The organism is Stenotrophomonas sp. GD03877 (assembly GCF_029840555.1).
In the GTDB taxonomy this organism is placed as follows: Bacteria; Pseudomonadota; Gammaproteobacteria; order Xanthomonadales; family Xanthomonadaceae; genus Stenotrophomonas; species Stenotrophomonas geniculata.
This window is the reverse complement of sequence record NZ_JAOCCT010000011.1, coordinates 1-18511: the sequence shown is the minus strand read 5'-3', so window position 1 is coordinate 18511 and position 18511 is coordinate 1. Positions and strand designations below refer to the sequence as shown.

Genomic DNA, 18511 nt, shown 5'->3' with positions numbered 1-18511 from the left:
TTCCGGGTGACTCGCATTCAGCCGGCGGCACGGCTGCGGCCGATTGTCGCAGGCAAGGTCACGCGTGAACGCATACGATGAGCGTGAATGACCGGTCCCGACGCCCCGTTTCTCCGAACCCTGTGCAGCCTGCGCTGGCTTGCCGTAGGTGGCCAGGCCGCCACCATCCTGGTCGCCACCTGGGTGCTGGGCCTGCCGTTGCCGCAGCTGCCGCTGTGGGCCGGCGTAGCCGTGCTGACCCTGTTCAACATCTACACCCAGCTGCGCCCGGAAGCGGCTGACACCGCGCCACTGACCGCATTCGGCCACATCCTGGTGGACGTGATCATCCTGACCTGGATGGTGGGCTGGAGCGGCGGCATGGCCAACCCGTTCAGTTCGCTGTTCCTGATCCTGATCGCGCTGGCCGCGTTCGCCCTGCCCCTGCGCTGGGCGCTGGCGGTCGCGCTGGCCTGCCTGCTCGGCTACGCCGCCAGCGGCATCTTCGGCCAGTCGCTGCCGGATGGCTATTTCCGCGCGCAGGACCTCAACCGCTGGGGCGTGGTCGCCAATTTCCTGATTTCCGCTGCGGTCGTACTGACCTTCTCCACCCGCCTGGCACTGGCGCTGCGCCAGCGCGAACTGGAACTGTCGGCCCTGCGCGAACGCTTCGCCCGCAACGAGGGCATTGTCGCCCTGGCCACCCATGCCGCCTCGGTGGCACATGAACTGAACACGCCGCTGGCGACCATGACCCTGCTCGCCGATGACGTCGCCGAGCGCAGCGAAGAGCCCGAAGTCCGAGAAGACATGGAAACCCTGCGCGAGCTGCTGGTGCAGTGCCGCGAGCGCGTGCTGGCGCTGGCCGCACCGGCCTCGGCCGATGCGCCGGGGCGCAGCCACTCCAGTGCCCAGCAGGTACTGGAACAGTGGCGCCTGGTGCGGCCGACCATCGACCTGCACCGCAACGACGATGCGCCGCTGCGGCTGCCACTCGACCCGGGCGTGGGCCATCTGCTGATGGTCTTGCTCAACAATGCCGCCGATGCCGGCGAACAGGCCGGCCGGCCGCGCGTGGACCTGGACCTGCGCATCGAAGGCAACGATCTGATCGGCGAGGTGCGCGACTACGGCCACGGCTTCAACGCGCGCGCCGCGGTGCTGCCGGGCAAGCTGTTCGGCAGCAGCAAGAGTGAAGGCATGGGGGTCGGCCTGGCCCTGTCCCATGCCACCATCGAACGCCTCGACGGCGAGATGTGGATGCGCCCGGCCCAAGGGGCCGGCAGCCGCGTCGGCTTCCGCCTGCCGCTGGCCCTACGCGAGGAAACCCCATGAGCGCCTCAACCCTCGGCCTGCTGGTCGACGACGACGAACTGTACCTGCGCACGCTGCAGCGCAGCCTGGCCCGCAAGGGGCTGGAAACGCAGACCGCGCAGGATGCCGCCAGCGCACTGGCGTTGGCCCGCCAGCATCCGCCCGCCTTCGCGTTGATCGACCTGAAGCTGGGCAGCGACTCCGGCCTGGCGCTGATCCAGCCGTTGCGCGCCCTGCGCGCGGACATGCGGATCCTGCTGGTCACCGGCTACGCCAGCATCGCCACGGCGGTCGAAGCGATCAAGCTCGGGGCCGATGACTATCTGCCGAAGCCGGCCACGGTGCCGATGATCCTGCGCGCCCTCGGTGAGGAAGATGACGGCCCGGCCGACGATGGCGAAATGGAAGTGCCGGACGCGATGACGCCGATCAGCCGCCTGCAGTGGGAGCACATCCAGCAGGCGATGCATGAGACCGGCGGCAACGTATCGGCGGCCGCGCGCCTGCTCGGCATGCACCGCCGCTCGCTGCAGCGCAAGCTGGCCAAGCGGCCCAGCCCGGAACGCGATCCGAGCCGGTGACGCGGCGTCGCGTCCGCCGGGCATGGCTCGACTCTCCAGATACCTCAGCCCTTCAGCTGCGCCAGGATCTCGCGGGTCATCGGATCGGCAATCGCCACATCCTCACCCTGCAGCGCCGGCAACAGGCCACTGGCCAGCTGCTTGCCAAGCTCGACACCGAACTGGTCGAAGGCATTGATGTTCCAGATCACCGACTGCACGTACACAGCGTGTTCGTACATGGCGATCAGTGCGCCCAGCGCCTGCGGGGTCAGCGCGTCGAGCAGGATCAGCGTGCTCGGGCGGCCGCCCGGGTAATCACGGTGCGGGTCGTCGCTGCTCTGGCCATTGGCCAGTGCTTCGGTCTGCGCCAGCAGATTGGCCAGCAGGGCCTGATGATTGATCGTGTAGGGATCGTCGTTGTGCACGCAGCCGATGAAATCTGCCGGAACGATGCTGGTGCCCTGGTGCAGCGCCTGGAAGAAGCTGTGCTGCACATCGGTGCCCGCCCCGCCCCACCACACCGGCACGGTGTCGGTGGTGACAGGTTGGCCGTCACGCTGCACGCGCTTGCCCAGGCTTTCCATCACCAGCTGCTGCAGGTAGGCCGGCAGCAGCGCCAGGCGCTGGTCGTAGGTCATCACCGCGTGCGTGGCATGGCCCAGCAGGTTGCGGTTCCAGATGTCGGTCAGGCCGTGCAGCACCGGCAGGTTGCGCTCCAGCGGTGCATCCAGCGCATGCGCATCCATCTGCGCCGCGCCTTCCAGCAACTGTTCAAAGCGCTCGAAGCCGATCGCCAGCGCGATCGGGAAACCGACCGCCGACCACAGCGAATAACGGCCACCCACCCAGTCCCACATCGGCAGCACGCGATCGGCGGCGATCGCGAAGGCCTTGGCGGCACGTTCCGGATTGGCACTGACTGCATACAGACGCTCGCTGCCACCCAGCCAGTCGTGCAGGATCTGGCCGTTGAGCAGGGTTTCCTGCGTGCCGAAGGTCTTGGAGATCAGGATGCCGGCGGTCTTCGCCGGATCCAGCGTAGCCAGCGTGCGCTGCATGGCGGCGCCGTCCACGTTCGACACGAAATGCACGCGCAGTCGCGCACCGCTGACCGGGCGCAGTGCATCGGCGACCAGGCGCGGACCGAGATCGGAACCGCCGATGCCGACGCTGACCACGTCGGTCACGCCACTGTTTTCCAGCGCGCGCACCAGCACGCCCATGCGCTGGCGGATCGTGCGCGCGGTGGCATAGGCCTCGGCCGCCACCGGCGCATCGACCACGTCGCCACGCAGTGCGGTGTGCAGTGCGGCGCGACCTTCGGTCAGATTGACCTGCTCACCACGGAACAGGCGGGTGATGGCACCGCCGACATCACGGTCGGCGGCCAAAGCCAGCAATGCCTGCAGCGCCGCGGCATCGTATTTCTGCCGGGCGAAGTTGACGTACAACGGACCGACCCGCAGCGCCAAGTCCTGCACGCGGCCGGGTTCGGCGGCGAGCAGGCTGGGGATGCTTGCGCCCTTCAGGCGCTGGGCGTGGGAATGCAGCGAGTCGAATCCGTTGTTCGTTGTCATGCGGCCTGGGTCGGGATCGTGTCGTTGGTGTGGGTGATCTGGTTCTTGCCATCAACGTACACCAGCTTCGGCTTGAAGCTGTCAGCTTCCTGCTCGGTCATGCTGGCGAACGCGGCGATGATGATGATGTCACCGACCTGCACGTGGCGCGCGGCGCCACCGTTGAGCGAGACAACGCCGCTGCCGGCTTCGGCGCGGATGGCATAGGTCGAGAAGCGCGCACCGTTGGTCACGTCCCAGATGTGCACCTGTTCGAACTCGCGGATGCCGGTGGCAGCCAGCAGGTTGTCATCGATGGCGATCGAGCCTTCGTAGTTCAGCTCGGAATGGGTGACGGTGGCGCGGTGGATCTTGGTCTTGAGCAGGGACAGGTGCATGGGGGCGCTGCAACGGCAAAGGAAAGAGCGGATTCTAGCACCCGCTTGACCATCGTCAGGGGGCTGCAGCAGGACGCTGAAGGCTGTTCAGGTGCCCTCCCCCGGCGGCGGCGGCGCTGCGTGCCCGGAACCGCCTTCCAGAGACAGCCGGAACACCGTATGGAAGGCCAGCCCGGCGACCAGCCCGAAGCCTCCCGCGGCCAGCACCTGCAAGGCATAGCTGATCACATCGAAGGTATCGACGTAGCGCAGGCGCTGCAGCCAGGGCCCCTGGTTTTCTCCCGGCCAGGCGCAGGTGGCCATGGCCAGCGCGCCCAGCCCGAAGCCGACCAGCACGAAGCCGGCCCGGCGCAGGCGCTGCTGAGACTGCAGGATCAGCGCCATCGGCAGCAACACCGCGATGGCATTGCAGACGGCCAGTACGAACATCAGCCCACCACCGGTGAGCGCAGGCATCGGCGTACGCCTGAATTCGAGCGCGAACAACAGGCCGCCAAACAGCTGGGCCGGCAACATGCCTGCCGCCAGCACCGCCAGGATCGAGGCCTGGGCGAGGCGGCCGGTATCAGTGCTGGGGGCTTTCATTTCCGGTCTCCCGTCCGTGGGAAGTGCAGAGGCGCCCGTTGCGGGCGCCCCCAAGCCGCGTGCGGCTCAGAACTCCAGGTTGTCAATCAGGCGCGTTGTGCCCAGGCGCGCGGCGATCAGCGCCACGCGGCCACCGCCGTCGAAGGTCGGCTCGGCCAGCTCGGGCGTGCGCAGCACGGCGTAGTCGACCTGGAAACCGGCCGCCTGCAGCGCCGCCGTGGCGTCGGCCTCGATCTGCACCCGCGTGTGCCCGGCCACGTAGCCTTCGCGCATGCCCAGCAGCGTGCGGTGAATGGTCGTCGCAACCGGTCGCTGTTCGGCGTTGAGGTACTGGTTGCGCGAACTCTTGGCCAGGCCATCCTCGTCGCGCACGATCTCGGCACCGACGATCTGGATCGGGAACGACAGCTCGGCCACCATCTGCCTGATCACGGCCAGCTGCTGGTAATCCTTGCGGCCGAACACGGCCACATCCGGCTGCACCTGCAGGAACAGGCGCGCCACCACCGTGCACACGCCGTCGAAGTGGCCCGGGCGGCTGGCGCCTTCCAGCACTTCACTGACACCCGGCGCGTGCATCTGCGTGGTCTTGTCCACGCCCAGCGGATACATCGCCTCGACGCTGGGCAGCCACACCGCATCGCAGCCGGCCTGCTCCAGCCCGGCCACGTCAGCCTCGGGCGTGCGCGGGTAGCGGCTGAAGTCCTCGTTCGGCCCGAACTGGGTCGGGTTGACGAAGATACTCGTCACCACCTTGTCGGCGTACTGGCGGGCCAGGGTCACCAGCGAATGGTGGCCACCATGCAGGTTGCCCATGGTCGGCACCAGCGCCACGCGCAGGCCCTCGCGCTTCCACTGGGCGATCTGCTCGCGCAGCGCGCCGAGCTCGTTGAAGGTCTGGATCATTGGGCGTAGGCGTGCTGTTCGTCGGGGAAGCTGCCGTCGCGCACGGCGTCGGCATAGGCGCGGGTGGCACCGGCCACCGAACCGCCTTCGGCAAGGAAATCCTTGACGAACTTGGGACGGCGATGGCCACTGTCCAGGCCGAGGAAATCGTGCAGCACCAGCACCTGGCCGTCGCACTGCGGGCCGGCACCGATGCCGATGGTCGGAACATCCACCGCCGCGGTCACTTCGGCGGCGACCGGGGTCGGCACGCATTCGAGCACCATGATGCTGGCGCCGGCAGCGGCCACGGCCCTGGCATCTTCCACCAGCTGGCGCGCGGCATCGCCACGGCCCTGGATCTTGAAGCCGCCCAGGCGCAGCACCGACTGCGGGGTCAGGCCCAGGTGAGCGCAGACCGGAATCTCACGCTCGACCAGGTAACGGATGATGTCGACCTTGAAGCCGGCACCTTCGATCTTGACCATCTCGGCACCGGCCTGCAGCAGCTGCAGCGATGCATCCAGCGCGCGTTCCGGGGTGGCATCGGCACCGAACGGCAGGTCGGCCACCAGCAGCGCACGCTGCAGCACGCGGGCCACGGCGCGGGTGTGGTAGACCATGTCGGCCACGGTCACCGGCAGGGTCGAATCATGGCCCTGCACGACCATGCCCAGCGAATCACCGATCAGGATCAGGTCGACGCCATTGGCATCGAAGGTACGGGCAAAGCCGGCGTCGTAGGCGGTCAACATGACCAGCTTCTGGCCATTGCGCTTGGCCTCGGCCAGGGCGGGAACGGTCCAGGGCTTGCTGTCTGCGTGGGTGCTCATGTGCTGATAACCGGGGGAGATAACCCGGGCATTATCACCCTATCGGCGCGATCCCGCAGGCATCCACCCGCATCACTGCATCCTGCACGCGGCCATGGCCGGGAATGGCCAGATCCGGCGCGATTTCGGCCAGCGGCACCAGCACGAAGGCACGCTCGTGCATGTAGGGATGCGGTACCTGCAGGCCGGGCTGATCGAGTACCTGCGCGCCGTACAGCAGCAGGTCCAGGTCCAGTGCGCGCGGCCCCCAGTGCACCGCCGGATCGCGCACGCGGCCAAAGCCCCGCTCCAGCGCCAGCATCGCCTGCAGCAGCTCATCGGCCGGCAATGTGGTTTCGACCGAGGCCACCGCGTTGACGAACGGCGGCTGGTCTTCATTGCCCCAGGCCGGCGTGGCATAAAGCCGCGAGGCCTGGCGCAGGCGGGTACCGGGCAGCGCGTCGAGCGCGGCAATCGCCGCGCCGACGGTGGCGGCCGCGTCGCCAAGGTTGGCGCCGAGGCCGATCCAGGCAAGGGTCATCGTTTACTCGCCCGCCGCACCGGCCGGGGCGCCCGGACGACGGCGGCGACGGCGGCGCTTGCGCGGTGCCCCGCTCTCGTCATCTCCCTCTTCGCTGTGCATCACGTCCAGCGACGATTCCAGCTCGCGGCCGGACTGCGCTTGTGCCTCGCGCCAGAACTCGACATCGGCAGCGTGCTCGGCCGAGGCCACCTGACGCAGGCTGAGGAAGTCGAACGCGGCGCGGAAGCGCGGGTGGGTGAGCGTACGGAACACGCGCTTGCGCTGGCGCGAACCGAAGCGCGACTGCAGCAGCCAGATTTCCTGCATCGGCAGCGAAAAGCGGCGCGGCAATGCGATGGTGCTCAGCTGCTGCACGGTCACACGGTCGGCAGCACGGCGCTGTGCCTCCTCCGGTGCCACGCCCTGCTTGAGCAGGGTCGCCTGCGCGCGGCAGAACGCGGGCCACAGCAGCAGCGCGAACAGGAACGCCGGCGAGACCGGCTCGTCGTTGGCCACGCGCGCATCGGTGTTGGCCAGGCCCTCGACCAGCATGCGGCGCAGCGCGCCGGTGCGGTTGGACTTCAATGCCTTGGCGCTTTCCGGGAACAGCACGTCGAGCAGGCCGTAACGCTCAAGGCCTTCGAAGCTGGCCACGCCGTGCCCGGACAGGAACAGCTTCAGCACTTCCTCGAACAGGCGTGCCGGTGCGGCTTCGTTGAGCAGGCCGGCCAGATGCGGGATCGGCGCGGCGGTGCCCTCTTCGATCTGGAAGCCGAGCTTGGCCGCCAGGCGCACCGCACGCAGCATGCGCACCGGGTCTTCGCGATAACGCTGCTCGGGGTCGCCGATCAGCTTCATCAGGCGCGCCTGCACGTCTTCGAAGCCGCCGGTGTAATCACGCACCGAGAAGTCCTCGATGGCGTAGTACAGGGCGTTGCAGGTGAAGTCGCGGCGGATGGCGTCGTCTTCGATGGTGCCGTACACGTTGTCGCGCACGAGCATGCCGTTTTCCATCTCGCGGTCGCCGCTGCCGTCATCGCTGTTGGCACGGAAGGTGGCGACTTCGATGATCTCGCGGCCGAACACGACGTGGGCGAGGCGGAAGCGGCGGCCGATCAGGCGGCAGTTGCGGAACAGCTGCTTGACCTGTTCGGGCGTGGCATCGGTGGCCACGTCGAAATCCTTGGGTTGGCCATTGACCAGCAGGTCACGCACCGCGCCGCCGACAAGGTAGGCGCCGAAGCCGGCATCGCGCAGGCGATAAAGCACGCGCAGGGCGTTCGGGCTGATGTCCTTGCGGGAGATCGTGTGCTGGTCGCGCGGGATGACGCGCAGGCTGAACGGTGATGTAGCAGAGGAAATGATGTTGGCGCTTCCGGTTGAAGTTTCGGGATTGCCCAATGGCATCGAGGTGCATATACTAGCGCTCCTGCCTCGGCAGCGACACAGTTACGCTCCCTTCGTCTAGTGGTTAGGACGTGGCCCTCTCAAGGCTAAAACAGGGGTTCGAGTCCCCTAGGGAGCGCCAGTCGCCGCAGCAGGAACCGAAAAAGCCCGCCTTGTGCGGGCTTTTCTGTTTTCCGGGGTTGTGATGGCATCGATCGGCTTGGTCGCAGTAGCGCCTCCCTGCTATCGACTTGAGCCGGTGGGGTCACCCAGGGCAGGACACGCCTTGAACCCATCCATGGGGGCTCGATGGCGCCATCCATGGCGCCAACGGTCCTGCCCTGGGTGACCCCACCGACTCTGGACGGTCTCCCACGAGCTGCGGCAACAACCGACCAGCACTTCGCCGCATCCGCACGCACCATGAAACTGTCAGGAGGGGGCGGGCCCCCTCACACTCTGGACAGGCAGGCGCCAACGGAATGCAACCGAAGCCAGTCGCCGTCAGCCTTCCATCTGCTCCAGCTCCTTGCCCTTGGTCTCGCGCACGTAGCGGACCACGAAAAAGATCGAGAGGATGGCCGCCACCGTATAGATGCCGTAGGCGCCGGCCAGGCCGATGCCGGCCAGCAGCATCGGGAAGGTCACGGTGATCGCGAAGTTCGAGGTCCATTGCGCGGCGCCGGCCACCGCCAGCGCCGGGCCGCGGATCTGGTTGGGGAACATCTCGCCCAGCATCACCCACATCACCGGGCCCCAGGACATATTGAAGAACACCACGTAGACGTTGGCTGCCACCAGCGCCAGCCGGCCCATGCCTTCGGACAACTGCAGGCGACCGTCGGCCAGGCTGCCACTGGCGAACGCAACCACCATCAGCACCAGCGCCACCGACATGCCGACCGAACCGATCCACAGCAGCGGCTTGCGCCCGATGCGGTCGATCAACAGCACCGTCAGCAGACAGGCGCCGATGCTCAGCGCGCCGGACAGCACGTTGATCAGCAGCGCATCGCTTTCCGAGAAGCCCACCGCCTGCCACAGCACCGCGCCGTAGTAGAACACCACGTTGATGCCGACCAGCTGCTGGAACATGGCCAGGCCGATGCCCACCCAGAGGATCGGGCGCAGCTTGCCGCTGACCGTGTCGCGCAGGTCGGCAAAGCGCGGCTTGTGCTGGTCCTGGGCCAGGCTGGCTTCGATCTCGGCCTGCTTGGCCGCCGCCGCGGCCTCGCCGTACAGCCGCGACAGTACCGCCCTCGCCTGCTGCTGACGCCCCTTAAGGACCAGGAAGCGCGGGCTTTCCGGTATCACCAGCAACAACAGCAGGAACAGCCCCGACGGCAGTGCCTGCATCCAGAACATCCAGCGCCAAGCCTCATGGCCCAGCCACAGCGGCTCGGTCGAGGCCCCAGCGGCACGGGCCAGCAGGTAATTGCTGAGGAAGGCGGCGAACAGGCCGCAGATGATCGCCATCTGCTGCACCGTGGCCAAACGCCCGCGATAGCGCGCCGAGGCCACCTCGGCAATGTAGGCCGGCGACATCACACTGGCCGCACCCACCGCGAAGCCGCCGAGCACGCGTGCGGCAATGAACAACCAGGAGGCGTGTGCGGCACCGGCACCCAGCGCCGAAACCAGGAACATCAGCGCCGAGGCGATCAGCACACCACGACGGCCCAGGCGATCTCCAAGCCAGCCGGCCAGGAAGGCACCGATTGCGCAGCCGAGCAGCATCGAGGCGACTTCGAAACCGAGCGCCGCCTCGCTGGAGTTGAAGGCCTGGCGCAGGCCATCGACCGTGCCATTGATGACACCACTGTCGAAGCCGAACAGGAATCCACCCAGGGTGGCCACGCAGCTGATCAGGACGATGAATGCAGTGTTCTCACCGCCATGGGAGGCGATGTTGGGCTGGGCTGGGGACATGGACGATCCTGCTGGGAAGGGGGCCGGCCATCCGACGCAGCCGGCTGACCCGCAGCGTCGCACAGGCCTCCCCCTGCCGCCAATGACGCCACGGCCGCGCCTGCCAGACGCCCGATTTCCGCCCCGCGCCGACACCGGGGGCCAACCTGTTCTAGAATTGGCGGGTTCAGGAATCGATCCACCCCCAGCCCATGCCCTTTGTCGTCACCGAAAACTGCATCAAGTGCAAACACACCGATTGCGTGGAAGTGTGCCCCGTGGATTGCTTCCACGAAGGCCCGAACTTCCTGGTGATCGACCCGGATGAGTGCATCGACTGCACCCTCTGCGAACCGGAATGCCCGGTCAACGCGATCTTCCCGGAGGACGATGTTCCTGCCGGCCAGGAAAGTTTCGTGGCCCTCAACGCCGAACTGGCGAAGGAGTGGCCGGTGCTGACCGTGCGCAAGGACCCGCCCGCCGACGCCGGCGAATGGGACGGCAAGCCGGACAAGCTGAAGCTGCTGGAGCGCTGAGAAGCGCCCACGGCGGTAACGAAAAGGGCGCCCACGGGCGCCCTTTTCTGCTTCCCGGTAGGTGCCAGCCTTGGTTGGCACAGAAGCGCCGACCAAGGTCGGCCTCTACCAGAGCGGGTGCGGACCAAGGCCCGCACCCACCCGACCAGCCCTTACTGGGCCAGCTTCGCCTTCAGCGCGGCGATCAGCTTCACCGGCGCTTCGGCAGTGGCCGGCAGGCCACGCGGATCGACCGCGGAAATGTAGGCCCCAGCATCGACAGCGACCACGCGGACCAGGAAGTTGCTGCCTTCGTAGGCCACGTCATACGAGCCCAGCAGCTGCGCGCGGCTGGCGATGGTCACGCCTTCCAGGCCTTCCAGCGCGGTGCCGACCTTGGCGAAAGCTTCGTCCTTGCCACCGGCGATGGTGAAACCGGTGTTGCCCACGGCCGGGGCCGCAGCCACCGGGGCCGCCGGCTTGGTCGCCGATGCCAGCGTCGGCACCTTGTTGTCACCGGTGGTGGTCGGCAGGTTCAGGTCCGGCGGCACTTCCAGCGGACGCATTTCCGGGGCCAGGGCGTAGTCGCCCTTGACACCACGCTTGAAGCAGCCGGTGGTGCCGGCGGCAACGGCCACCGCAAGCAGGGCGTAGGACAGCACGCGGACGGTGGATACGGATTGACGCATGTGAATCTCCTGGGTCAGACCAAGACGGAAGGTCAGTGGCTGGAAAGGGCTTCGAGGGCGGCGATGTCGCCGGCAAGGTGGTCGGCCGCCGGATGATGCGGCGCCGACAGGGGCAGCAGCGGCAGGCGCAGGTCGTGACCGATGCCGATGCGGCGCAGCAGCGCCTTGACCGGAATCGGGTTCGGTTCGACACCACAGAAATCATGGAACGGATGCAGGCGCGCATCCCACGACGCGGTGGCTTCGTGATCGTGCGCGGCGGCCAGTTCGCACATCCGGCGGTAGGCGCCCGGAAGCACGTTGGAACCGACCGAGATCAGGCCATCGACGCCGGCCTGGATCGACCGGGCCGCCGTGCCGTCGTCACCGCTGAGCACGGCGAACTGCGGACTGCGCAGGGCCAGCAGCGCCTGCACCCGGCCGGTGTCGCCCACCGCCTCCTTGATGCCGACGATGTTGGGATGGCTGGCCAGTTCGGCCACGGTCTCCGGTTGCATGTCGCAACCGGTGCGGCCAGGCACGTTGTACAGCACGACCGGCAGCCCGCCCTGGTCGGCCACCGCGCGGTAGTGCGCGATCAGACCGGCCTGGGTCGGCCGCACGTAAGGCGGGGTGACCACCAGCGCGTGGCTGGCGCCGAGCGCGGCGGCACGACGGGTCTGTTCGATGGTCTTGGCGGTGCCCGAAAGGCCGGTTCCGGCCATGACCGGGATGCGACCGCCTATGCGCTCGACCGCGCTGGCCAGCAGCAGGTCGTACTCGGCATCGGTGAGGGTCGCCGCTTCGCCGGTCGAGCCGGCAACGACAACGCCATGGACGCCACCTTCCAGTTGCAGGTGCAGCAGGCGCTGCCAACCGTCGGGATCGAGGGCGCCGTCGGCCCGGAACGGGGTCGCCAGCGCGGTGATGAGGCCGGAAAGGGACAAGGACGTGCTGCTCTTGGCTGGGAAGGGAAAACGCCCGCCACGAAAGGCCGGGGGCGACTTGAATGTTACTTGCGGCGCGAAAGCACGGGCAAGTATGCTGGACACCGGTGGATCCCCGCCTCTGGCGGGCATTCAGACTAACGCATGCATTACCCGGAATCGCCTTGACCGACACCACCCCGCGCCCCGCGCCGAGCGAAAACCACCTCCTGATCAACGCCTATACGACGCATCCGGAGTCCCCCCTGCTGTCCGTCACCCGACGCATCGCCGACAGCGGCTGCAATCTGGTGGACGCACGCCTGGCCACGGTCGGCCGCGATGTCTCGGTCACCGCCCTGGCCACCGGCTCCTGGGACTCGGTGGCCAAGCTGGAGGCGATGCTGACCCGGCTGGAACGCGAGGAAGGCCTGAAGCTGGTCTGGTACCGCACCGCCGCCAAGCAGGCGCAGTCCAACCTGCTGCCGTACATCGTCGAAGTGATCGCCGCCGACAAGCCGGGGATCCTGTTCCAGCTGGCCGATTTCTTCGACCGCCAGGGCATCACCATCGAGAACCTGCAGAGCACGCGTTACCGCGCCATGCAGACCGGCGCGGAAATGTTCAGTGCACAGGTCACCATCGGCGTACCGGCCAACATGCACATCGCCGCACTGCGCGACGATTTCCTTGAATTCTGCGACCACCTGAACCTGGACGCGATCATGGATCCGATGAAGTTCTGATTTTTCGCGCGTCCCTCACGGGCGCGTGGCGTTTCATGCAATTGTCGTAGAAACAACCCAGGCTCGACAGAAGGACCTCATGAACAACGGCGATACCCTGGACAGCACCACCCTCTCCCTGCCGCTGGCACTGTCCGGTGGCGAACAGGCCACTCTCGGCGATTACGCCGGCCACTGGCTGGTGCTGTACTTCTATCCCAAGGACAGCACCCCCGGCTGCACCACCGAAGGCATCGACTTCAACGCACTGCTGCCGAAGTTCAAGAAGGCAGGCGCGGTGGTACTCGGTGTCTCGCGCGACTCGGTGAAGTCGCATGACAACTTCTGTGCCAAGCAGGGCTTCAACTTTCCGCTGGTCAGCGATGGCGACGAAGCGCTGTGCAGCGCCTTCGACGTGATCAGGATGAAGAACATGTACGGCAAGCAGGTACGTGGCATCGAACGCAGCACCTTCCTGATTTCCCCCGACAGCCGCATCGTGCAGTCCTGGCGCAAGGTCAAGGTTGCCGGCCATGCCGATGCCGTTCTCGCCGAACTGAAGGCCTCCCAGTCCAAGTGAGTCCCACTGCCTACTGTGTCTGCCATCACCCTGCCCCGCAGCAGGCCGTGGTGGTTTTTCCCTGTCCGTAACCAGGAATCGACGATGACCCGAGGCAAGCGCATCTACGTGCTGGATACCAACGTGCTGATGCACGATCCCACCGCGCTGTTCAAATTCGAGGAGCACGACGTCTACCTGCCCATGCAGGTGATCGAGGAGCTGGACAACGGCAAGAAGGGCACCTCCGAGGCGAGCCGCAACGCCCGCCAGGTGAGCCGCTTCCTCAATGAGCTGGTGCAGGAATCCGGCCTGGACAACCTGGCCGACGGCATTCCGCTGCAGCGCCCCAATGGCCTGCAGCTGCGCGGCAAGCAGAGCGCCGGCAAGCTGCGCTTCCAGACCAGTCATTTCGACGCGGGCAAGAGCTTTGGCAAGGTCATTCCCGACAATGCCATCCTCGGCGCGATCCTGGCGCTGAAGGAAGAAACCCCGGACCTGCCGGTGGTGTTCGTTTCCAAGGACATCAACCTGCGGATCAAGGCCGCCATCGCCGGCATCGTGTCCGAAGACTACGAGAACGACCGTGCGCTGGACGATTTCAGCCTGCTCTACACCGGCGCCACCGAGCTGCCGGAAGACTTCTGGAAGCGCCACGGCGACGACCTGCGCAGCTGGAGCGACAAGGGCCGCACGCATTACGAAATCCTCGCGCAGGATGGCGAGGAGTGGTACCCGAACCAGTACGTCTACCTGCCCGGCGAAGACGAGGTCGAACTGCGTGTCAGCCGCGTGGTCGGCGACGGCAAGGTGGTGCTGTCGCTGGTGGATGATTTCCGCCACGGCAGTCACGCCGTATGGGGCATCAGCGCACGCAACCGTGAGCAGAACTTCGCGCTCAATGCACTGATGGACCCGGAGATCGACTTCGTCACGCTGCTGGGCACCGCCGGCACCGGCAAGACCCTGCTGGCGTTGGCTGCCGGCCTGGCGCAGACGATGGACCAGCAGCGCTACCGCGAGATCATCATGACCCGCGCCACGGTCAGTGTCGGCGAGGACATCGGTTTCCTGCCCGGCACCGAGGAAGAGAAGATGACGCCGTGGATGGGCGCGCTGACCGACAACCTGGAAGTGCTCACGCACAACCAGGAAGGCGGCACCTGGGGCCGCCAGGCCACCAACGACCTGCTGGCCAGCCGCATCAAGATCCGCTCGATGAACTTCATGCGCGGCCGCACCTTCCTGTCGCGCTACCTGATCCTGGACGAGGCGCAGAACCTCACCCCGAAGCAGATGAAGACGCTGATCACCCGTGCTGGCCCCGGCACCAAGATCGTCTGCCTGGGCAACGTCGAGCAGATCGACACGCCGTACCTGACCGAGACCACCTCGGGCCTGACCTACGCGGTGGATCGCTTCAAGAACTGGCCGCACAGCGCACACATCACCCTGCGCCGTGGCGAGCGCTCGCGCCTGGCCGATTACGCTTCGGAGGTGTTGTGAAACGCTGCAACCGCCTGCTGCTGCCCACGGCTGCGATCACCCTCGCAGCCGTGCTCGGCGCCTGCACCACCACACGCGGCCCGGCCAGCGTGCCGACCGCCGAGCGTACCGGCCAGTCATGGGTCGTCACCCGCCCGATCATCGCCGCGCAGGTGCTCGACACCTGCTCGCGCGCCAGCCCCAGCCGCGAGGCCGGGCGGGTCAGCGGCTACTGGGCGCCCAGCCGGCAGCAGATCGACCAGCTGGAAGCGCAGCTGTCCTCGCTGGAAGCACAGGTACCGAAGGTGCTGGACTTCGACCGCCAGTACGTCGGCATCGAAAGCGCCGGCAAGCGGCTGATCTACATCAACGCCTTCCACCTGCCCGACGACAGCGGCATCAATCCGGCACGGGAAGCGATCCGCGTCTGTGACGGCGGCACGCAATTCTGGGGCGCGGTGTTCGACCCGGCCAGCAACACCTTCAGCGAGCTGCAGTTCAACGGCGGCTTCGGCGGGCCCTGAGGGGCCCCGCCGATGGGAATACGCCTGCCCACCTGGGTCTGGATCGGCGCGGTCGCGCTCTCGTGCGTGGCCGGCATGGTCAACGTGGTCGGCTTCCTCGGTTTCGAGCACCAGGCCGTCAGCCACATGACCGGCAGCACCAGCCAGCTCGGCATGGCGCTGGCCCAGGGTGACTGGCGCGCGGTCGGCCACCTGTGGGGACTGCTGATCGCGTTCTCGCTGGGTGCGATGCTCAGCGGCCTGCTGATCCAGGACAGCGCCCTGCAGCTGGGGCGCCGCTACGGCGTGGCGCTGGCACTGGAATCGGCGCTGTTGCTGATCGCCATTCCGCTGTTCGAACAGCACCAGATCTGGGGCGCACTGGCCGCTGCCATGGCCTGCGGCCTGCAGAACGCGATGGCCACCACCTTCAGTGGCGCGGTGGTACGCACCACCCACCTCAGCGGCATGTTCACCGACCTCGGCATCGGCCTGGGCCACCTGCTGCGCGGGCTGCCGCTGCAGGTACGCCGCCTGACCCTCAGCGGCCTGATCATCAGCGGCTTCCTCGCCGGCGGCATCATCGGCGCCTGGCTGTTCGTGCGCTGGCAGTACGACGCCCTGCTCGCCCCTGCCCTGCTCACCGGCCTGACCGGGCTGGGTTATGTGCTGTACCAGCAGTGGGCGCGTTGGCGGCATTGAGGTGAAGCGCATCCACGCATGGCGTGGGTCTACTGGGCGACCGTCCGGTTGGCACTGTTCCCTTACGGGTGACCACGGCACAATCGCTGGATGAGCCCGACCACTCCCGTTTCCGCCCTTACCATCGCCGGCTCCGACTCCGGCGGCGGCGCTGGCGTCCCCGCCGATCTCAAGGCCTTTGCCGCGCACCGCGTGCATGGCCTGGCTGTGTTCGCCGCACTGACCGCACAGAACACCCGTGGCGTCACCGCCGTGCATGTGCCACCGATCGCATTCCTGCAGGCGCAGATCGAAGCCTGCTTCGATGACTTCGAAATCCATGCCGTGAAACTCGGCATGCTGGCCAACGCCGAGGTGATCCATGCCGTCGCCGACGCACTCGAAAAGCACCGCCCACCGCACGTGGTGCTGGACCCGGTGATGGTCGCCACCAGCGGCGCACGCCTGCTGGAGGAAAGTGCGCTCAAGGCCATGCGTGAGCGCCTGCTGCCGCTGGCGACGCTGGTTACGCCCAATACGCCGGAAGCAGAACTCCTGATCGGCCGGAAGATCGGCAACGGCGATGACGCCGAACAGGCTGCCTCCACCCTGCTCGACCTCGGTGCCGGCGCCGTGCTGCTGAAGGGCGGCCACCTGCATGAGGGCAATCGCGTGATCGATCGTTACTTCGACGGCGTCAGCAGCGAAGAATTCATCCACGCCCGCCTGCCGCTGGACGCACATGGCACCGGCTGCACGCTGGCCTCGGCCATCGCCGCACAGCTGTGCAACGGCCTGAGCCTGGCCAACGCCTGCGAAGCCGGTATCGACTACGTTGCACGCGGCCTGCAGCAGGGCTATGCCCCCGGCCGCAGCGAGGTGCTGGTGCTCGATCACTTCGGCGCGGCGCCACACGCATGAGCCTCACACCGGACGTCCTTGCCGTGCAGTGCGCTGATGGCCATCGCTACGAAGTGATCGCCTGCGTGCCTGCACAGCCCGTCGCGCGCCTGCTGTGGCTTCCGGCACTGGGCGTGGCCGCGCGCCACTACCTGCCACTGGCATTGGCGCTGGCGGCGAAGGGCGTGGCGGTCTACCTGCACGAGTGGCGCGGCAACGGCAGCAGCTCACTGCGCCCGTCGCGCACGCAGGACTGGGGCTATCGCGAGGTACTCGAACAGGATCTGCCAACCAGCCAGGCGGTCCTGGCCACAGCGGATGACGACGCCGGCGCCCTGCCCTGGATCATCGGTGGACACAGTCTCGGTGGGCAGCTGGCCTGCGTGCACGCAGGCCGTAATCCGCAGCACTTCAACCGGCTATGGCTGGCCGCCAGCGGCTCACCGTTCTGGCGTGGTTTTCCGCCACCACGCGGCTGGCTGCTGCCACTGGTCTACCGCTTCCTGCCATGGATCGCGCAACGCCAGGGCGTCTTGCATGGCCGTCGCCTTGGCTTCGGCGGCACGGAGGCGCGCGGGTTGATTGCCGACTGGGCGCGCGTGGGCCTGAACAACCACTACGCCGCGACCGGCATGGACGAAGACCTCGATGCGCAGATGGCGCGCGTGCATGGCAGCGCACAGGCCGTGCTGATGGAGCACGATTGGTTGGCGCCCACCGGATCGATGCAGACGCTGCTGGCGAAGCTGCCGAATGTGGACGCGCAGCTGCGCGTGCTGTCCGCGCAGGAACTGGGCACGCGCGCCGATCATTTCGCATGGTTGAAGGCGCCGGAGGCCGTAGCTGACAGCTTTTTCATTCAGTTGGATGAAAATTTTCACAAAACTGTTGACGGTACGCGCCGACATCCGCATAATTCCGCTCCTGTCGCAGGGCGCCCGTAGCTCAGTTGGATAGAGTACCTGGCTACGAACCAGGCGGTCGGGAGTTCGAATCTCTCCGGGCGCACCACTCGACAGGTTTTCAGCATCCGCCGCTGGAAATGTTTTAAAATTTGATTGTGTACCGCGCGCCCGTAGCTCAGTTGGATAGAGTACCTGGCTACGAACCAGGCGGTCGGGAGTTCGAATCTCTCCGGGCGCACCATACACAGTCAGCACAACAAGTTTATGTAATTGGCGCCCGTAGCTCAGTTGGATAGAGTACCTGGCTACGAACCAGGCGGTCGGGAGTTCGAATCTCTCCGGGCGCACCATTACACCGAAACAGCAGGCCTCGGCCTGCTGTTTTTTTATGTGTGTTTTTCGGCAGGGTTGCACCCTGCACCTGCAGAGGCTTCAAGCCAAGGCAACGGCAACAGCAAAAGCTGGCATTCCGTGGTTTGGCGGGGCGACATGGACAGGCAGGACACGCCGTAAACCCATCCATGGGGGCTCGATGGCGGCATCCATGCCGCCAACGGTCCTGCCTGCCCATGCCGCCCCACCTCTGACAGATTTCCGCGATCTGATGGATCCACGCCATGCGTGGATGAATCTCCATCGAGTTCGAATGTTTCGATATCCGTCAGATCGGCTCTACAGAAGTGCGGACAGTTCACGGAAAACTATCGAAGGCGGGGTGGGTCCGGTTGCGGGGGC

At 66.7% G+C, this 18511-nt stretch carries 20 protein-coding genes and 4 tRNA genes; 14 read left to right on the top strand and 10 right to left on the bottom strand.

Going from position 1 to position 18511, the window contains the following annotated elements; all coding sequences use genetic code 11:
• Window positions 1-87 precede the first annotated feature (87 nt).
• Both N5D20_RS10320 and N5D20_RS10315 read left to right on the top strand, forming a co-directional pair.
• A complete protein-coding gene (locus tag N5D20_RS10320) occupies window positions 88-1314 on the top strand; it encodes an ATP-binding protein (protein ID WP_125438410.1) in 1227 nt (408 codons plus the stop codon).
• The gene (locus N5D20_RS10315; protein WP_005409063.1) at window positions 1311-1874 is read left to right on the top strand and encodes a response regulator transcription factor; all 564 of its coding nucleotides are present in this window, start codon (window positions 1311-1313) and stop codon (window positions 1872-1874) included. Before N5D20_RS10320 ends, N5D20_RS10315 begins: the two co-directional genes overlap by 4 nt.
• Window positions 1875-1918: 44 nt before the next feature.
• On the opposite strand, the gene pgi is transcribed toward N5D20_RS10315, so the two are convergent.
• The 7 genes from pgi to pcnB all read right to left on the bottom strand — a co-directional run bounded on the left by pgi (window position 1919) and on the right by pcnB (window position 8016).
• Window positions 1919-3433 (bottom strand): glucose-6-phosphate isomerase, encoded by a 1515-nt coding sequence (gene pgi / locus N5D20_RS10310; RefSeq protein WP_197579419.1) that lies wholly within the window; start codon window positions 3431-3433, stop codon window positions 1919-1921.
• On the bottom strand, window positions 3430-3810 hold the full coding sequence (gene panD, locus N5D20_RS10305) for an aspartate 1-decarboxylase (RefSeq protein WP_005409061.1): 381 nt from the start codon (window positions 3808-3810) through the stop codon (window positions 3430-3432). The genes pgi and panD overlap by 4 nt, the downstream gene beginning before the upstream one ends.
• A gap of 87 nt (window positions 3811-3897) precedes the next feature.
• A complete protein-coding gene (locus N5D20_RS10300; protein WP_197579420.1) occupies window positions 3898-4395 on the bottom strand; it encodes a hypothetical protein in 498 nt (165 codons plus the stop codon).
• A 66-nt stretch (window positions 4396-4461) separates the two neighbouring features.
• Complete coding sequence (panC, locus tag N5D20_RS10295; protein ID WP_043402539.1) at window positions 4462-5301, bottom strand: pantoate--beta-alanine ligase; 840 nt, start codon at window positions 5299-5301, stop codon at window positions 4462-4464.
• Window positions 5298-6113: a 3-methyl-2-oxobutanoate hydroxymethyltransferase gene (gene panB, locus N5D20_RS10290; protein ID WP_004153072.1), complete on the bottom strand. Its 816-nt coding sequence runs from the start codon at window positions 6111-6113 to the stop codon at window positions 5298-5300. The genes panC and panB overlap by 4 nt, the downstream gene beginning before the upstream one ends.
• A gap of 34 nt (window positions 6114-6147) precedes the next feature.
• Window positions 6148-6633 carry a 2-amino-4-hydroxy-6-hydroxymethyldihydropteridine diphosphokinase gene (folK, locus tag N5D20_RS10285; protein ID WP_197576787.1) on the bottom strand — a complete coding sequence of 162 codons (486 nt, stop codon included), beginning with the start codon at window positions 6631-6633 and terminating at the stop codon, window positions 6148-6150.
• Between the two features lie 3 nt (window positions 6634-6636).
• On the bottom strand, window positions 6637-8016 hold the full coding sequence (gene pcnB, locus N5D20_RS10280) for a polynucleotide adenylyltransferase PcnB (protein WP_054171463.1): 1380 nt from the start codon (window positions 8014-8016) through the stop codon (window positions 6637-6639).
• 52 nt (window positions 8017-8068) lie between these two features.
• Between pcnB and N5D20_RS10275 the strand changes: the two genes are divergently transcribed.
• A tRNA-Glu gene (locus N5D20_RS10275) sits at window positions 8069-8143 on the top strand.
• 362 nt (window positions 8144-8505) lie between these two features.
• Here the strand turns inward: N5D20_RS10275 and N5D20_RS10270 are convergent.
• Window positions 8506-9930: a sugar porter family MFS transporter gene (locus N5D20_RS10270; RefSeq protein ID WP_197579421.1), complete on the bottom strand. Its 1425-nt coding sequence runs from the start codon at window positions 9928-9930 to the stop codon at window positions 8506-8508.
• A 191-nt stretch (window positions 9931-10121) separates the two neighbouring features.
• Between N5D20_RS10270 and fdxA the strand changes: the two genes are divergently transcribed.
• Window positions 10122-10445 carry a ferredoxin FdxA gene (gene fdxA / locus N5D20_RS10265; RefSeq protein WP_004153066.1) on the top strand — a complete coding sequence of 108 codons (324 nt, stop codon included), beginning with the start codon at window positions 10122-10124 and terminating at the stop codon, window positions 10443-10445.
• A 152-nt stretch (window positions 10446-10597) separates the two neighbouring features.
• Here the strand turns inward: fdxA and N5D20_RS10260 are convergent, their stop codons facing one another.
• Window positions 10598-11113 carry a hypothetical protein gene (locus N5D20_RS10260; RefSeq protein ID WP_197579422.1) on the bottom strand — a complete coding sequence of 172 codons (516 nt, stop codon included), beginning with the start codon at window positions 11111-11113 and terminating at the stop codon, window positions 10598-10600.
• Window positions 11114-11145: 32 nt separating this feature from the next.
• A complete protein-coding gene (gene dapA, locus N5D20_RS10255) occupies window positions 11146-12039 on the bottom strand; it encodes a 4-hydroxy-tetrahydrodipicolinate synthase (RefSeq protein WP_049434211.1) in 894 nt (297 codons plus the stop codon).
• Window positions 12040-12203: 164 nt separating this feature from the next.
• On the opposite strand from dapA, the gene N5D20_RS10250 reads away from it, so the two are divergent.
• The 10 genes from N5D20_RS10250 (at window position 12204) to N5D20_RS10205 (ending at window position 18126) form a co-directional block, all read left to right on the top strand.
• A complete protein-coding gene (locus tag N5D20_RS10250; protein WP_005409051.1) occupies window positions 12204-12764 on the top strand; it encodes a glycine cleavage system protein R in 561 nt (186 codons plus the stop codon).
• A gap of 79 nt (window positions 12765-12843) precedes the next feature.
• Window positions 12844-13323: a peroxiredoxin gene (locus N5D20_RS10245; protein ID WP_049434212.1), complete on the top strand. Its 480-nt coding sequence runs from the start codon at window positions 12844-12846 to the stop codon at window positions 13321-13323.
• Window positions 13324-13407: 84 nt separating this feature from the next.
• Complete coding sequence (locus N5D20_RS10240) at window positions 13408-14808, top strand: PhoH family protein (RefSeq protein WP_010484287.1); 1401 nt, start codon at window positions 13408-13410, stop codon at window positions 14806-14808.
• Window positions 14805-15311 carry a hypothetical protein gene (locus N5D20_RS10235; protein WP_197579423.1) on the top strand — a complete coding sequence of 169 codons (507 nt, stop codon included), beginning with the start codon at window positions 14805-14807 and terminating at the stop codon, window positions 15309-15311. Before N5D20_RS10240 ends, N5D20_RS10235 begins: the two co-directional genes overlap by 4 nt.
• A 12-nt stretch (window positions 15312-15323) precedes the next feature.
• A complete protein-coding gene (locus N5D20_RS10230) occupies window positions 15324-15992 on the top strand; it encodes a YoaK family protein (RefSeq protein WP_049410361.1) in 669 nt (222 codons plus the stop codon).
• A 90-nt stretch (window positions 15993-16082) separates the two neighbouring features.
• On the top strand, window positions 16083-16892 hold the full coding sequence (gene thiD / locus N5D20_RS10225) for a bifunctional hydroxymethylpyrimidine kinase/phosphomethylpyrimidine kinase (protein ID WP_054171457.1): 810 nt from the start codon (window positions 16083-16085) through the stop codon (window positions 16890-16892).
• Window positions 16889-17815, top strand: coding sequence for an alpha/beta fold hydrolase (locus tag N5D20_RS10220; protein WP_197579424.1), 927 nt, complete (start codon window positions 16889-16891; stop codon window positions 17813-17815). The genes thiD and N5D20_RS10220 overlap by 4 nt, the downstream gene beginning before the upstream one ends.
• Window positions 17806-17882: transfer RNA gene (locus N5D20_RS10215), tRNA-Arg, on the top strand. Before N5D20_RS10220 ends, N5D20_RS10215 begins: the two co-directional genes overlap by 10 nt.
• A gap of 58 nt (window positions 17883-17940) precedes the next feature.
• Window positions 17941-18017, top strand: a tRNA-Arg gene (locus tag N5D20_RS10210).
• Between the two features lie 32 nt (window positions 18018-18049).
• Window positions 18050-18126, top strand: a tRNA-Arg gene (locus tag N5D20_RS10205).
• The last annotated feature ends 385 nt before the right edge of the window (window positions 18127-18511 follow it).

Excerpts from the sequence above, each read along its gene's own strand:
- N5D20_RS10300 (WP_197579420.1), bottom strand. The coding sequence starts at position 4,395 with ATGAAAGCCCCCAGCACTGATACCGGCCGCCTCGCCCAGGCCTCGATC.
- panC (WP_043402539.1), bottom strand. The coding sequence starts at position 5,301 with ATGATCCAGACCTTCAACGAGCTCGGCGCGCTGCGCGAGCAGATCGCC.
- fdxA (WP_004153066.1), top strand. The coding sequence starts at position 10,122 with ATGCCCTTTGTCGTCACCGAAAACTGCATCAAGTGCAAACACACCGAT.
- pgi (WP_197579419.1), bottom strand. The coding sequence starts at position 3,433 with ATGACAACGAACAACGGATTCGACTCGCTGCATTCCCACGCCCAGCGC.
- N5D20_RS10315 (WP_005409063.1), top strand. The coding sequence starts at position 1,311 with ATGAGCGCCTCAACCCTCGGCCTGCTGGTCGACGACGACGAACTGTAC.
- N5D20_RS10270 (WP_197579421.1), bottom strand. The coding sequence starts at position 9,930 with ATGTCCCCAGCCCAGCCCAACATCGCCTCCCATGGCGGTGAGAACACT.
- panB (WP_004153072.1), bottom strand. The coding sequence starts at position 6,113 with ATGAGCACCCACGCAGACAGCAAGCCCTGGACCGTTCCCGCCCTGGCC.
- N5D20_RS10220 (WP_197579424.1), top strand. The coding sequence starts at position 16,889 with ATGAGCCTCACACCGGACGTCCTTGCCGTGCAGTGCGCTGATGGCCAT.
- N5D20_RS10245 (WP_049434212.1), top strand. The coding sequence starts at position 12,844 with ATGAACAACGGCGATACCCTGGACAGCACCACCCTCTCCCTGCCGCTG.
- folK (WP_197576787.1), bottom strand. The coding sequence starts at position 6,633 with ATGACCCTTGCCTGGATCGGCCTCGGCGCCAACCTTGGCGACGCGGCC.
- N5D20_RS10260 (WP_197579422.1), bottom strand. The coding sequence starts at position 11,113 with ATGCGTCAATCCGTATCCACCGTCCGCGTGCTGTCCTACGCCCTGCTT.
- panD (WP_005409061.1), bottom strand. The coding sequence starts at position 3,810 with ATGCACCTGTCCCTGCTCAAGACCAAGATCCACCGCGCCACCGTCACC.
- N5D20_RS10240 (WP_010484287.1), top strand. The coding sequence starts at position 13,408 with ATGACCCGAGGCAAGCGCATCTACGTGCTGGATACCAACGTGCTGATG.
- thiD (WP_054171457.1), top strand. The coding sequence starts at position 16,083 with ATGAGCCCGACCACTCCCGTTTCCGCCCTTACCATCGCCGGCTCCGAC.
- N5D20_RS10320 (WP_125438410.1), top strand. The coding sequence starts at position 88 with ATGACCGGTCCCGACGCCCCGTTTCTCCGAACCCTGTGCAGCCTGCGC.
- N5D20_RS10230 (WP_049410361.1), top strand. The coding sequence starts at position 15,324 with ATGGGAATACGCCTGCCCACCTGGGTCTGGATCGGCGCGGTCGCGCTC.